The sequence below is a fragment of the Mesorhizobium sp. B2-6-4 genome, assembly GCF_006441495.1.
Lineage (GTDB): Bacteria > Pseudomonadota > Alphaproteobacteria > Rhizobiales > Rhizobiaceae > Mesorhizobium.
Window position 1 is genome coordinate 51,745 of sequence record NZ_VFUE01000012.1, and the last position, 13,471, is coordinate 65,215.

A 13,471-nucleotide genomic window follows, 5' to 3' on the forward strand; every position below is an offset into this window, starting at 1 on the left:
CCGCCCATGACCGCCGCTTCGCCCTGGTGGACGCCGCATGTGCATGCCGATCGCCGTTCGCGCCTGATGCTGCGCAACGGCCTTGCCGCCGCCTTGCGCGACTGGTTCGCCCGTCGCGATTTCATCGAGGTGCAGGCATCGGCCCTGCAGATATCGCCCGGCAACGAGGCGCATCTGGCGGCCTTCGCAACCGAGGCGGTCGCGCCGGACGGGCAGCGCAAGCCGCTCTATCTGCACACGTCGCCGGAATTCGCCTGCAAGAAGCTGCTCGCTGCCGGCGAGACCAGGATCTTCAGCTTCGGCCCGGTCTATCGCAACCGCGAGCGTGGCCCTTTGCACCATCCCGAATTCACCATGCTCGAATGGTACAGGGTCGGCGAAACCTATGAGAGCCTGATGCGGGATTGCGCGGATCTGCTGGCGCTGGCCGCGACAAGGGCAGGGGCCACGCGCTTCAGCTTTCGCGGCCGCGACTGCGATCCTTTCGCGGAGCCGGAGCGGCTGACGGTGGCGGACGCCTTCGCGCACCATGCCGGGATCGATCTGCTTGCGACGGTCAGCGCCGACGGCATCACCGACCGCGATTCGCTCCATCAGGCCCTGACCGGTGCCGGCCTGCGTACCGCGCCCGACGACGGCTGGGCCGACCTGTTCAGCCGGGTGATGGTGGAGAAGATCGAGCCCAATCTCGGAATCGGCCGCGCGACCATCCTTTGCGAGTACCCGGTCGCCGAGGCGGCTCTGGCGCGACCGAGCCCACGCGACCCCCGCGTCGCCGAGCGCTTCGAGCTCTATTGCTGCGGCGTCGAACTTGCCAACGGCTTCGGCGAGTTGACGGACGCCGAGGAGCAGCGCCGGCGCTTCATCATGGAAATGGACGAGAAAGAGCGCGTCTATGGCGAGCGCTATCCGCTGGACGAGGATTTTCTCGCGGCACTCGCGGTCATGCCACAGGCCAGCGGCATCGCGCTCGGCTTCGACAGGCTGGCGATGCTGGCCACGGGCGCGCAAAAAATCGAGGATGTGATCTGGACGCCTGTTGCCGGGTCCTGAGTCCGCGCGCCACGGCTTGCACCATGTCAATGCGCGAAAATCTGCTCCAGCGAACGAAAGCCCTTGAATTCCAGCGCGTTGCCCGAGGGATCGCGGATGAACAGCGTCGCCTGTTCGCCGGGCTCTCCCTTGAAGCGGATCATCGGCCGCTCCAGCCAGTCTATGTCGGCGCGTGCTTCCAGCCGCGCGGCAAGCCGCTGCCAGTCATCCATCAAAAGCACGGCGCCGAAATGCGGGATCGGCACCGCCATGCCGTCGACCTTGCCGTCGCTGGCAGCCGGCGCGGCCGGTGGCCGCAGATGCGCCGACATCTGGTGGCCGAACAGGTCGAAATCGACCCAGGTCTCCGAAGAGCGGCCGATGGCGCAACCCAGCACCTCGCCATAGAAAGCGCGTGTTTCATCGAGATCACGGACCGGGAAGGCAAGATGGAAAGGCGTCATTGGAAATGCTCCGTGCTGGCGATGCGGTGCCGCGCTTCGCGATGGGCGGCTGAACCGATGCATTTTGATTGAAGCTTGTGCCATTGCACAAGCCGGACCGGAACAATAGATGGGGGACGGCGGCTCCCAGGCCAGCCGCAACAGCAGGATCACGCGTATGAGCGATATATCGGACGCATCAAGATTGACCGACCGCGTCGCGGCCCTGGTCGAGGCTGCCAAAAAAGCTGGCGCCGATGCCGCGGATGCCGTCGCGGTGCGTGGCCGCTCGACCGGTGTGTCGGTGCGGCTGGGCAAGGTCGAAAACACCGAGGCCTCGGAAGGCGACGACGTTTCGCTGCGTGTCTTTGTCGGCCAGCGGGTGGCAAGTGTTTCCGCGACTGCCGCGTCCGACCCGAAGGCGCTTGCCGAACGTGCCGTCGCCATGGCCAGGGTCTCTCCCGAAGATCCCAACCAGGGCCTCGCGGATCCGGCGCTGCTGGCCAGGCAGACGCGCGATCTCGACCTGTTCGATGCAACAGAAGTATCGGCCGACCAGTTGAAGGAAGCGGCACTGGCCGCGGAAGCGGCGGCTCTGGCCGTCAAAGGCGTGACCAATTCGGCGGGCAGCAATGCCAGCGCCGGGCTCGGAGGGCTGGTATTGGCCACCTCGCACGGCTTCCTCGGCCATTATGTCGCCTCGCGCTTCTCGCGCTCCACGAGCGTCATCGCCGGCGAGGGTACCGGCATGGAGCGCGATTATGAATTCTCCTCGCGCCAGCATTTTGCCGACCTGGATGCGCCGGAAGACATAGGCCGCAAGGCCGGGGAACGCGCCGTGCGCCGGCTCGGCGCGCGCAAGGCCGCGACCGGGCCGGTCGACGTGGTGTTCGATCCGCGCGTGGCGCGCGGCATTGCCGGCCATCTCGCGGGCGCCATCAACGGCGCTGCCGTCGCGCGCAAGACGTCGTTCCTGCGCGACATGATGGGCAAAAAGGTGGCTGCATCGGCCATTACCGTCACCGACGAGCCGCTGAGGCGGCGCGGCCAGGCCTCGCGTCCGTTCGACGGCGAAGGCGTCGAAGGCGACAAGCTTTTGATGATCGAGAACGGTGTGCTCAACCACTGGTTCCTGTCGACCTCGGCGGCGCGGGAACTGGGTCTCGTTACCAATGGACGCGGTTCGCGCAGCGGCTCGTCCGTCTCGCCGTCTTCGACCAATCTTGCCATCGAGCCGGGCGAGCGCTCGCCGGAAGAACTGATCGCCTCGCTCAAGACGGGCTTCTACGTCACCGAGGTGTTCGGGCAAGGTGTCGACATGGTGACCGGCGAATACAGCCGCGGCGCTTCCGGGTTCTGGATCGACAACGGCCAGCTTGCCTACCCCGTCGCCGAAGTCACGATCGCCTCCAACCTGAAGACGATGTTCCTCAACATGGTGCCGGCAAGCGATCTCGATCGCAATTTCGGCACCGCCGCCCCCACGTTGCTGATCGAAGGCATGACCCTTGCCGGAGCATGATCTGACCACGACTGGCGCCACGGAGGATCTGCCGCTGCTGCGCGACGCTGCCCGCGAGGCCGGCGTCATCGCCATGCGTTACTTCGGGAACAGCCCGCAGGTCTGGATGAAGGGCGGGACCTCGCCGGTCAGCGAGGCCGATCACGCCGCCGATGCGTATTTGCGCCAGACCCTGCTTGCGGCGCGGCCGGATTATGGCTGGCTGTCCGAGGAGACGGTCGACGATCCAGTGCGGCTTTCGGCGCGCCGAACCTTTGTCGTCGATCCGATCGACGGCACCCGCGGCTTCCTGGAAGGCCAGCGCACCTGGTGCGTCAGCGTCGCCGTCGTCGAGCATGGCCGCTCGCTTGCCGGCGTGCTCGAATGTCCGGCGCTTAACGAGACTTATTGGGCCCTGCCTGGCCAGGGCGCCTTCCGCAACGGCAGCCGCATCGCGGTGCGCCAGCCCGGCGACAAGGCCGAAATTTCCGGGTTGAAGCAGTTGCTCGACAGGATACCGGCCGGCTGGCAGGAACGGCTGAAGCGGGCGCCCTACAGCCCTTCGCTTGCCTATCGCCTGGCAATGATCGCCAACGGCACGCTCGATGCCACTTTCGTAAAGCCGAACGCGCACGACTGGGATATCGCCGCCGCCGACCTTATTCTGCGCGAGGCAGGCGGCCAGTTGCTCGACCCGTATGGCCGCGCGCCGCTCTATGCCGGCGAGGTGACCCGCCACGGCGCGCTCGCCGCCGGCAGCGGTGAACTGCTGGCGGTGCTCGTGGGCGTCATTGCCGGACTGGATGATTGAAAGCATTATGGAAGGTTCCAAAGTCGGCGGCTTTGGTCTAGACCTGTCACAAACTCACAATATGTGAAGGACCGAAATGGCCGCGGAAGACGGAAAGAAACAGCTTTTGCACCTGGTGTTCGGCGGCGAACTGAAGAAGCTTGGCGGCACCGAATTCCGCGATCTTGACGCGCTCGACATCGTCGGCATCTATCCCGACTATCAATCCGCCCATACGGCATGGAAAGCCAAGGCGCAGGCTAGCGTGGACAATGCCCATATGCGTTATTTCGTCGTGCACCTGCATCGGCTCCTGGACCCCGACCACAAGGCTGTCGGTTGACGTCGATGGATAATGATCTGGCGAAAGCGCCGCCCGGCCAGGCTACGCCGACGGGCAGGGGTCGCAGCCGCGCCACCAAGGCCTTCTGGCGCAGGATCCGCAAGCCGCTGGCGCAGTCGCGATTCGTCAAGAACATCATCGTCGGCCTGCTGGCGCAGTTCGTTCGGCTGGTGCGCCTGACCAACCGCGTCGTCGACGGCTCGGCGAAATTGACCGGCGGTGCCTATGCCCATTTCGAGCCCGGCATCATTGCGCTCTGGCACGGCCAGCATCTGTTGACGCCGGCCTACTACCCCAAGGGCAGGCCGCTCGTCGCCATGGTGTCGCGCAGTGCCGATGCCGAACTCAACGCCCTGATGATCGAGAGATTCGGCATCGAGGCCGTACGCGGCTCCGGCGGGCGCGATAATGCCAAACATCTCGACAAGGGCGGAGCCAAGGCACTGATCGCCCTGAAAAAGTCGCTCGTCGCCGGCAAGAACGTCGCCATGATCGCTGACATCCCCCATGGCACGCCGCGCGATGCGGGGCTTGGCATCGTGCTCCTGGCGCGGCTCTCCGGCCGGCCGATCCTGCCGGCGGCCATTGCCACCAGCCGCCGCAAGGTGCTGGAGAAGAGCTGGGACAAGACGACCATCAACCTGCCGTTCGGCCGCTCGTCCATCATCATCGGTACACCGGTTTTCGTGCCGGCCAATGCCGATGACGCCGAGATGGAGCGCAAGCGCCTCGAAGTGACGGCCTCGCTCAATGCCGCGACCGCCGAGGCCTACCGTCTCGTGGATGCCCCGCGATGAGCGGTCGCTGGGCGCGTACCATGCTGACGGCATATCGTTTGGCGGGCGCTGTCGCCTATCCGCTGGTCGGACCCTATGTTGCCTGGCGCACCTCGCGCGGCAAGGAAGACCGCAACCGCCGCCGCGAACGCTACGGCGTCGCCGGCCGGCCTCGCCCCGATGGGCCTGTTATCTGGATCCACGCCGCGAGCGTCGGCGAAACCATAGCTGTCGTTCCCCTGGTCGAGAGCATACTCGACTACGGCGTCAATATCGTGCTGACGACCGGCACCGTAACGTCGGCCAAGGTCGCCGACGAGAGATTGGGCGACCGCATCATCCACCAGTATGTGCCGCTCGACCTCAAGCCGGCGGTCAGCCGTTTCCTCGACCACTGGAAGCCGGATCTGGCGATCATCGCCGAATCGGAGATCTGGCCGATGACGATTCTCGAGCTTGGCGCCCGCCACGTGCCGCAGGTTCTGGTCAATGGCAGGCTGTCCGACCGCTCCTTCACGTCCTGGAAGAAGCGCCCCAACATCGCCGAGGCGCTGTTCGAGAACCTTGCCCATGTCGTTGCCCAGTCCGATGTCGACGGCGAGCGTTTCCGCGCGCTCGGCGCCCGGCCGGTAACCGTTTCCGGCAATCTCAAGGTCGACACCAACCCGCCGCCCGTCGACGAACGGGCGCTGGCCACCTTGCAGCGGCAGATTGGCGGCCGTCCGACCTGGGCGGCGATCTCGACCCATGACGGCGAGGAAGTGGTTGCCGCCGAGGTCCATGCGATGCTGCACAAGCGTCACCACGGCCTGCTGACGATCGTAGTCCCGCGCCATCCCGACCGCGCCGAGGCCCTGGCCGAGCAGATTTCCGGCATGGGCCTCAAGGTCGCGCGGCGCAGCAAGGCCGACAGGATCGGGCCCGACGTTGACATCCTGCTCGGCGATACGATCGGCGAGATGGGGCTCTATCTCAGGATGACCGAGATCGCCTTTGTCGGCCGTTCGCTCACCTCCGAAGGCGGCCAGAACCCGCTCGAGCCAGCCATGCTCGAGACGGCGGTCCTTGCCGGACGCAACGTGCAGAATTTCCGCGAGGCCTACCAGCGCCTGCTCGACAGCGGCGGCGCCAAGCTGGTGCGCGACCGCGACATGCTGGCCGGTGCGGTCAACTTCCTGCTCACCAACGAAGTCGCGCGCCATGAGATGATGGCGGCCGGCGCCGCGACCGTCGATGAGATGCGCGGCGCGCTGGCGCGCACGCTGAAGTCGCTTGAGCCCTATATCCAGCCGCTGGTCGTCAAGGCGCGCCTGAAGGGCGCGAACGGGCGCTAAAATGGCCTCCGAAGCACCGCCGTTCTGGTGGGAGGAGCCGGACTGGCGCGTTTTCGCGCTGTCGCCGCTGTCGGCCGCCTATGCATTCGTCGCCGGCCGTGGCATGCGGCGGGCCAGACGCGAGAAGATCGAAGCGCCGGTTCTGTGCATCGGCAATTTCACCGTCGGCGGGACGGGCAAGACCCCGGTGGCGATCGCCATGGCCGAACACGCCAGGCGCATGCGGCTCAAACCCGGTTTCCTCTCGCGCGGCCATGGCGGCTCCTTCGCCGAGCCGCATGTCGTCGACATCAAACACGACAGCGCCAGGCATGTCGGTGACGAGCCGCTGCTGCTGGCCGAACACGCGCCCGTGGCAGTGACGCCGCACCGCGCCGCCGGCGCCCGACTGCTCATGGAAAATCATGGCTGCGATTTCCTGATCATGGATGACGGTTTCCAGAGCGCGCGCATCCATATCGACTATGCGCTGGTCGTCGTCGATGCGCGGTACGGCATCGGCAACGGCCGTGTCATCCCGGGCGGGCCGCTCAGGGCCAAGGTCGTCGATCAGCTGGTCTTCACCAGCGGGTTGCTGAAGATGGGTGACGGCACCGCCGCCGACGCGGTGGTGCGCCAGGCGGCGCGCGCCGGCCGGCCGATCTTCGAGGCTCACACCGAGCCGAGCGGCAAGGAACGCCTCGCCGGCAAACGCTATCTTGCCTTCGCCGGCATCGGCCACCCCGAGAAATTCTTCGACACGGTAGAGGAGGCCGGCGGCGAGGTGGCTTTGAAGCGGCCGTTTCCGGATCATCATTTCTACGCCGAGGATGAGCTTGCCGAACTGGCGGCCACCGCGCGCGCCGAAGGGCTCGGCCTCATCACCACCGCCAAGGATGCCGCCCGGCTGCGCCACGGCGCCTCGAAGGACTTTCTCGATCGTCTCGACGTGCTGGAAATCGACGCGGTCTTCGAGCTCGACCACGTTCCCGAACGTATCATCGGGGAGACGCTCGATGCCTGGCGCCAGCGTAAGCTTAAGCTTAAGGGCTAAGGCGTTCAGCCTTCGATGGAATCGCCGACCCGCTCTGCCTCTTGGTTTTTACGCAACGGCGGACAGAAATCGCTGCGCATTCCTGGATTTGCTCAGCTTCGCTTGCGCAATTCCGGATGCGCCTCGATCTCGCGGCGCAATGAGGCCGCGGCGTTGATGTAGGGCTCCTGCCTCTCAACGCTCCAGTACTTCAGCTCGTCGAGCGGAATGCTTTCGCCGGTCACGGCGCAGCGCACGAACGCGCCGGGGCTCGTCACCTGGAAGTCGCCGTCGAGATAGCGGATACGGGCTTCCTTGCCGCCGGGGCCTTCGAAACGGTTCATCATGCTTTGGTGCCGAGCTTCATGCCGAGTTCATCGCCACAAATTGCCGGCAAGGTCAAGCATGGGACAAGCTCGAGGCAATGCTGATATCCTATTTGATGAGCCGAAGAGTACCATTGGTGGGGACATGATGGACATTTCTTCCGCTCGGCCGGCTTCCTTGCTCAAGGAGGCGATGACGCCGCAGGCGGTGCCGTCGGCGAAACCCGATGCGCTCAAGGCAGCGCTGGTCAAGGTGGCCTTGCGACCGCCGCTGCCGGCCTTGCGCCCGCAACCGGCCTTGGAAGCGTTGGCGGCCCTGCCGCCCGCGTCGGTCGAGACGTCGCAGCAATTGGCCGCACCGCAGATCGTGCGGGCCTATCAGGCGGCGATGGAGCCGGACATGGACACCGCCGGAAAGACCGTTTCCGAGATTGCGGCGCGCAAGCAGACGTCGCCAGGCGACGAGGCTCAGCGCAGCGTGCCAGTGGCGGTCACAAGATCCGAAGACGGTGGGGCTGCACGGCCCGCGCCGCTCTCGTGGCCGGCGTTCGTCTCGCCGCGGGTATCCGTCGTGCAAAAGGCGTCAGCCGACAATGTGGTGCCGGGGCGCATGACCGGCCAGCCAAAGGGAGCCGCACCGGGGAATCGCGAACAAGGCGCGGTCGGCATCGGCCCCATCGCAACGGGCCTGCCGGTTGCCGCGCTCATTGCATTTGTCTGGTTGGCCATTCGCTAAAGCAAGTGTGTACGGTTTTCCCGGGAAAAGCGCGTAGCGCTTTCCCTATGGAATTGCGCAAAACAAAGACATAGAGCGGTTCGCCGTTTCCGTGAAACGATGAACTGCTCTGAAACCTACGTGTCGGCTTCGATGAAGTGTTCGATCTTTTCCGCCGACACACCGGCCTGCGCCGCGATGCGGCGCGACAGGTCGGCGGCAGCGGCGCGGGGCCTTCCGGCGGGACGATCGAGCCAGTAGGAAACGGGATTGAGCACAACACGATCGTCGACGGCCACGACGCGCCCCGACCGTATCTGGTGTTCGGTGAGCGGCGGGCGCGCCAAGGCGATGCCCAGGCCGTGTGCGGCGGCATCGAGCACCAGATTGTAGTCTTCGAAGCGTCGGTCCTGCGGGCGCGGCCGGTAATCCATGTCCTGCGCGGCGAACCAGGCGCGCCAGCCGGATGCGTCGGAATCGTTGATCAGCGGGAATTTGAGCAGCCGGGCCGGGTCGCCGCAGCCGATCTCCGGCGCGAGGCTCGGCGAGGCGATCGGAAACAGATACTCCTCGAACAACTGCATCGAAACGCGGCCCGGGATGCGGCCGCGTCCGCAGCGCACCGACAGATCGATGCCTTCATCGGCGAGATCGGCCTGGCGGTTATCGACATCCAGCACGATGCGCAGGCGGGTGGGATCATTCTCAAGCGCCGCCATGCGTGGCATCAGCCATAGGCCGCTTACCGAGGGGATCGAGGCCAGCCGCACCACTGCGGTGCCGCGCGGTTCAACCCAGCGGTCCGAATTGACCGAGATCAACGCGAAGGCTTCGGTGGTCCTGAGATGCAGGCGATTGCCTTCGTTCGTCAGCGTCACGCCGCGCGCCCCGCGTTCGAAAACCTTCAGGCCAAGCCAGTCCTCCAGCTTGGCAATCTGCCGGCTGACAGCGCCATGGGTAAGGTGGAGCCTCTGCGCGGCTGCCGAAAAACTCCCCGTGCGTGCCGCTGCATCGAAGGCGCGCAGTGTCTCGAGCGGCAAGATGCCGTCTAAGCTGTGATCCATAGTCACAGCTGACCCTCGATTTGGTCGTTTGTCAATTGGTCCGAAAAAGCGTTTTCTCCCCATCGAGAGGCGAAAGAACGGGAGGACGATGAGATGAGGGCGATGACGAGCACGTTGAATCCAGCACAGCGGATGGACACCACCGCGGCCGTAGCGGTGGCGCTGACGGTGATTGGCTGGGCCTCCGCCTTTCCGGCGATCCGGGCTGGCCTCGCCGCGTTCGGGCCGCTCGAACTCGGCGCCCTGCGCTTTGCCATCGCCGCGGTACCTGCGGCGATCTTCCTTGCTGTCAGGCGGCCGACGCTGCCGCGCATAGGCGAGTTGTGGCGCCTGGCCTTTGGCGGCGCCGTTTTCGTCGCGCTCTACACCGCCATGCTCAATTTCGGCGAACTGACGGTTTCGGCCGGTGCTGCCGGATTCATCATCAATGTCAGCCCGATCTTCACCGCCATCATGGCGATGGCGCTGCTCGGCGAACGATTCTCGACGATGGCCTGGGTCGGTACTGCCATTTCCTTCAGCGGCATCGGCATTATCGCCATGGCCGACGGACAGGGCCTGCATTTCGACACGGGTGCGCTCCTGGTGCTGGGATCGGCGCTCTGTTCGGCGGTCAACACCATCGTCCAGAAGCCGCTGTTCGCCCGCCACCATCCACTGACCATTGCGGCCTCGAATATGGTGCTCGGCGCGCTCTGCCTGGCGCCCTTCCTGCCGGTAGCTTTTTCGCAGGCGGCGGTCGCCGATATGGCGGGGCTGGGCGCGGTCATCTATCTCGGCGTCGTGCCGAGCCTGATCGCCTATGCCGCCTGGGCGACGGCGCTTTCGCGCTTGCCTGCGGCGCGTGCCTCGAACTTCCTTTATCTGGTCTCTCCCATGTCCGCCCTGATCGGCTTCTTCTGGCTGGGCGAAGTCCCGATGCTGCTCGGCCTGCTTGGCGGCGCGCTGGCGCTAGGGGGCGTCATCGTGGTGAATTTGAAGAGGTGAACCAGGGAGTTGGGGTCACTTCTTGATTCGAAAAGAGCCGCTTGGAAGCGGCTCTTTTCGGACCCCCGCCCGGACCTTCGGTCCGACCTCCCCACAAGGGGGAGGTAGGGAACTCCGCTTTTCCGCGTCCTCATAAAAGTGCTTTCCTGTAGATGGGCAGGGCGCTTCCTCACCCTCCCCCTTGTGGGGAGGGTCGCTGCGAAGCAGCGGGGTGGGGGCTGCACCGGCAAACCTCGCAGGCAGCCTTCACCGCCGCCCGAACAGCCTCTCGATGTCCGCCAGCTTGAGTTCGATATAGGTCGGGCGACCGTGGTTGCAGGTGCCGGAGCCGGGCGTGGCCTCCATCTGGCGCAGCAGCGCGTTCATCTCCTCGGCCTTGAGCAGGCGGCCGGAACGCACCGAACCATGGCAGGCCATGGTCGCCGCGATTTTGTCCAGCCTTTCCTTCAGCGTGTCGACGGTGTCGTTGTCGGCGATCTCGTCGGCGAGGTCGCGCACCAATTGCTGGACGTTGGTCTCGCCCAGCATCGACGGTGTCTCGCGCACGGCCACGGCGCCCGGCCCGAAACGCTCGATGCCGAGCCCGAAGCGGGCGAGCGTTTCGGAATGCGTGGCGAGCCGTTCGGCATCCTCTTCAGGCAGGTCGACGATCTCCGGCAGAAGCAGCATCTGCGACGGCACGGCGCGCGCGTGCAGCGCGTTCTTCAACGCCTCGTAGACCAGCCGCTCATGCGCGGCATGCTGGTCGACGATGACAAGTGAGTCCCTGGTCTGGGCGACGATGTAGTTCTCATGCACCTGCGCCCGTGCCGCACCGAGCACCGTGCCAAGCAGCGTCTCCGCCGCTTCGCACTGTCCCGCCCGGGCGTCGGCGCTGGCGATCGGGCCGGCATCGAACGCCGCCTGCTCGTTTTCGCCGAACCCGCCGTTTCGTTCGAATCCTGAACCCTGGAACTCCATGTCGAGTGGCCGTTGCGGCGAGCGTGCGCGGTCGAAACCGGCAGAGCCCGAGGCGCGGTAGGCCGCTTCGTAGCTGCGGTGACCATTGGCCGGGCCGCCATGGGCGTATGACGCCGCTCCCGGCCGGAACGCCGCCATCATGCCGGCGGCACCGGAAGTGGCGGCGCGGATGCCGGCTTCGGCAAGCGCCTGACGGATGGCGCCGACGATCAGCCCGCGCACCAGGCCGGGGTCGCGGAAGCGGACATCCGCCTTGGCTGGGTGGACATTGACGTCGACGATCGCCGGGTCGAGTGTCAGGAAAAGCACCGTGACCGCATGGCGGTCGCGTGGCAGGACGTCGGCGAAGGCGCCTCTGATAGCGCCGGCGATCAGCTTGTCGCGCACTGGCCGGCCATTAACATAGGCATATTGCTGCAGCGCGTTTGCGCGGGTGAAGGACGGGATCGATACATGGCCGGTCAGATGCACGCCTTCGCGCATCGCATCGATGGCAATGGAATTGTCGGGAAACTCGGCCCCCATCACCTGGGCGATGCGGCGCAGGCGTCCGTCCGCGCTGTCATCGGTCGCCGGCAATTCAAGCGTCGAGCGGTCGGAACCGCTGAGCGTGAAGCGAACGGTCGGAAAGGCGATCGCGATGCGCTTGACCACGTCGCTGGTCGCCGAGCTTTCGGCGCGCTCGCCTTTCATGAATTTCAGCCTTGCCGGGGTGGCGAAGAAAAGGTCGCGCACCTCCACGGTGGTGCCGCGATTGGCCGCCGCCGGCCTGACGGGCGAGATCCTGCCGCCCTCGATGCCGATCTCGGCGGCGCTGTCGCTTGCCGCCGTGCGCGAGCGGATCGACAGCCGCGACACCGAGCCGATCGACGGCAGCGCCTCGCCGCGAAAGCCGAGCGAGCGGATGTCGTGGATGTCTTCGGCAAGCTTGGAGGTGCAATGGCGTGCGATCGCCAGCGATAGCTCCTGTTCGGGGATGCCGAAGCCGTCATCGGTGACACGGATCAGGTTCAATCCGCCGCCTGATGTGACGACCTCGACCTTTCCCGCACCGGCATCAAGCGCGTTCTCGACCAGTTCCTTCACCACGCTTGCCGGACGCTCGATGACTTCGCCGGCGGCGATCTGGTTGATCATCGTTTCAGAAAGCTGGCGTATGGGCATGGTGACAGTATAGGCGGATTCGTGCCGAGCGGGCGAGGGTGAAGTACGGTGAAAACAGTGAACGACCTCACGCTTGCGCTGCCAGCCAATCCCGTACCTTGCGGGCATTCTCGCTAAGCTCCCGGTTCCTCGGCCAGATGACATAGAACGCCTTGCCGGTCTTGAGCACATGGTCCGTCACCGGCACCAACAGTCCCGTCGCGAGCATCCGCTCGGCAAGGTGGCGCCAGCCGAGCGCGATGCCTTGCCCTTCCATGACGCCCTGGATTACCAGCCCGTAATCGTTGATGCGCAGGCCGCGCGCGGTATCGCCGAGACGGGCGCCGGCCGATTCGAACCACTCATTCCAGCTCGCCGCCTCCCGATAGGGCTCCTCAAGATGGATGAGACGGTGCGTGGCCAGTTCCGCGACCGATTTGGGCAGGCCGAACTTCGCCGCGTAGCTGGTGCCGGCGACGGGAAAGATCTCTTCGTCGGCAAGCGGCAGCGAATGATAGTCCTGCCAGTCCCTCGGTTCGCCGCCGCGCACGGCAAGCGGGATCCCCTCTGCGATGATGTCGAGATCGCGGTCGGCGGTCTGGATGCGCAGATCAATGCCCGGCAGTTCGTCGCGGAACTGCTGCAGCCGCGGCATCATCCAGAAGGAGCCGAACGCAGTCGAGGCGGCAAGCGTCACGTGGCCTCCGGTCGCCTGCAGGCGCAGATCCTCCGCCGACTTTCGGATGTGGGACAGGCCCAGCGAAACGTCGGCGTGGAAACGCTCGCCGGCCTCCGTCAGGCTGACCTGCCGGTGACGGCGCTGGAACAGCTTGGCGCCGAGCTGTTCCTCCAGCCCGCGCACCGCGTAGGAAACGGCGGCCTGGGTCATGCCGAGCTCTCGCCCCGCGGCGGTGAAGCTCGACAGGCGGCCCGCCGCCTCGAAGACGATCAGGCTGCCGGCCGAGGGCAGGAGGTGGCGCAGGTTTCGCATAAGCAGAGCTTATACAAGAGATCAGGATTTTCCAGCGTCACATTCCTGTTTTGT

Annotated in this window: 14 protein-coding genes; 9 read left to right on the forward strand and 5 right to left on the reverse strand. The window is 65.7% G+C overall.

What is annotated here, in order from left to right:
• The first annotated feature begins 6 nt into the window (after positions 1–6).
• Positions 7–1,053 carry an EF-P lysine aminoacylase EpmA gene (epmA, locus tag FJ426_RS17805; protein WP_140560524.1) on the forward strand — a complete coding sequence of 349 codons (1,047 nt, stop codon included), beginning with the start codon at positions 7–9 and terminating at the stop codon, positions 1,051–1,053.
• A gap of 26 nt (positions 1,054–1,079) precedes the next feature.
• On the opposite strand, the gene FJ426_RS17810 is transcribed toward epmA, so the two are convergent.
• Entirely contained in the window at positions 1,080–1,496 is a 417-nt protein-coding gene (locus FJ426_RS17810; protein WP_140494209.1) for a VOC family protein, read from the reverse strand.
• Positions 1,497–1,653: 157 nt separating this feature from the next.
• On the opposite strand from FJ426_RS17810, the gene FJ426_RS17815 reads away from it, so the two are divergent.
• The 6 genes from FJ426_RS17815 to lpxK all read left to right on the forward strand — a co-directional run bounded on the left by FJ426_RS17815 (position 1,654) and on the right by lpxK (position 7,252).
• The gene (locus FJ426_RS17815) at positions 1,654–2,997 is read left to right on the forward strand and encodes a TldD/PmbA family protein (RefSeq protein ID WP_140494207.1); all 1,344 of its coding nucleotides are present in this window, start codon (positions 1,654–1,656) and stop codon (positions 2,995–2,997) included.
• Positions 2,984–3,787 carry a 3'(2'),5'-bisphosphate nucleotidase CysQ gene (locus tag FJ426_RS17820; RefSeq protein WP_140560525.1) on the forward strand — a complete coding sequence of 268 codons (804 nt, stop codon included), beginning with the start codon at positions 2,984–2,986 and terminating at the stop codon, positions 3,785–3,787. Before FJ426_RS17815 ends, FJ426_RS17820 begins: the two co-directional genes overlap by 14 nt.
• A 76-nt stretch (positions 3,788–3,863) precedes the next feature.
• Positions 3,864–4,109, forward strand: coding sequence for a DUF4170 domain-containing protein (locus FJ426_RS17825; protein ID WP_140494203.1), 246 nt, complete (start codon positions 3,864–3,866; stop codon positions 4,107–4,109).
• A 5-nt stretch (positions 4,110–4,114) separates the two neighbouring features.
• On the forward strand, positions 4,115–4,906 hold the full coding sequence (locus FJ426_RS17830) for a lysophospholipid acyltransferase family protein (RefSeq protein ID WP_140560526.1): 792 nt from the start codon (positions 4,115–4,117) through the stop codon (positions 4,904–4,906).
• On the forward strand, positions 4,903–6,219 hold the full coding sequence (gene waaA / locus FJ426_RS17835; protein ID WP_140557085.1) for a lipid IV(A) 3-deoxy-D-manno-octulosonic acid transferase: 1,317 nt from the start codon (positions 4,903–4,905) through the stop codon (positions 6,217–6,219). The genes FJ426_RS17830 and waaA overlap by 4 nt, the downstream gene beginning before the upstream one ends.
• A 1-nt stretch (position 6,220) precedes the next feature.
• The gene (gene lpxK, locus FJ426_RS17840; RefSeq protein WP_140560527.1) at positions 6,221–7,252 is read left to right on the forward strand and encodes a tetraacyldisaccharide 4'-kinase; all 1,032 of its coding nucleotides are present in this window, start codon (positions 6,221–6,223) and stop codon (positions 7,250–7,252) included.
• Positions 7,253–7,344: 92 nt separating this feature from the next.
• On the opposite strand, the gene FJ426_RS17845 is transcribed toward lpxK, so the two are convergent.
• A complete protein-coding gene (locus FJ426_RS17845; protein ID WP_140494196.1) occupies positions 7,345–7,578 on the reverse strand; it encodes a DUF2093 domain-containing protein in 234 nt (77 codons plus the stop codon).
• 124 nt (positions 7,579–7,702) lie between these two features.
• On the opposite strand from FJ426_RS17845, the gene FJ426_RS17850 reads away from it, so the two are divergent.
• Complete coding sequence (locus FJ426_RS17850; protein ID WP_140560528.1) at positions 7,703–8,293, forward strand: hypothetical protein; 591 nt, start codon at positions 7,703–7,705, stop codon at positions 8,291–8,293.
• A gap of 116 nt (positions 8,294–8,409) precedes the next feature.
• On the opposite strand, the gene FJ426_RS17855 is transcribed toward FJ426_RS17850, so the two are convergent.
• Positions 8,410–9,336, reverse strand: a complete 927-nt coding sequence (locus tag FJ426_RS17855; RefSeq protein ID WP_140494194.1) for a LysR substrate-binding domain-containing protein — start codon at positions 9,334–9,336, stop codon at positions 8,410–8,412.
• 93 nt (positions 9,337–9,429) lie between these two features.
• Here FJ426_RS17855 and FJ426_RS17860 point away from each other — a divergent pair, with 93 nt between their 5' ends.
• Positions 9,430–10,323, forward strand: a complete 894-nt coding sequence (locus FJ426_RS17860) for an EamA family transporter (RefSeq protein WP_140560529.1) — start codon at positions 9,430–9,432, stop codon at positions 10,321–10,323.
• A 246-nt stretch (positions 10,324–10,569) separates the two neighbouring features.
• On the opposite strand, the gene mutL is transcribed toward FJ426_RS17860, so the two are convergent.
• Positions 10,570–12,447 carry a DNA mismatch repair endonuclease MutL gene (gene mutL / locus FJ426_RS17865; protein ID WP_140560530.1) on the reverse strand — a complete coding sequence of 626 codons (1,878 nt, stop codon included), beginning with the start codon at positions 12,445–12,447 and terminating at the stop codon, positions 10,570–10,572.
• Between the two features lie 67 nt (positions 12,448–12,514).
• Positions 12,515–13,417 (reverse strand): LysR substrate-binding domain-containing protein, encoded by a 903-nt coding sequence (locus FJ426_RS17870; RefSeq protein WP_140557078.1) that lies wholly within the window; start codon positions 13,415–13,417, stop codon positions 12,515–12,517.
• Between the last annotated feature and the right edge of the window lie 54 nt (positions 13,418–13,471).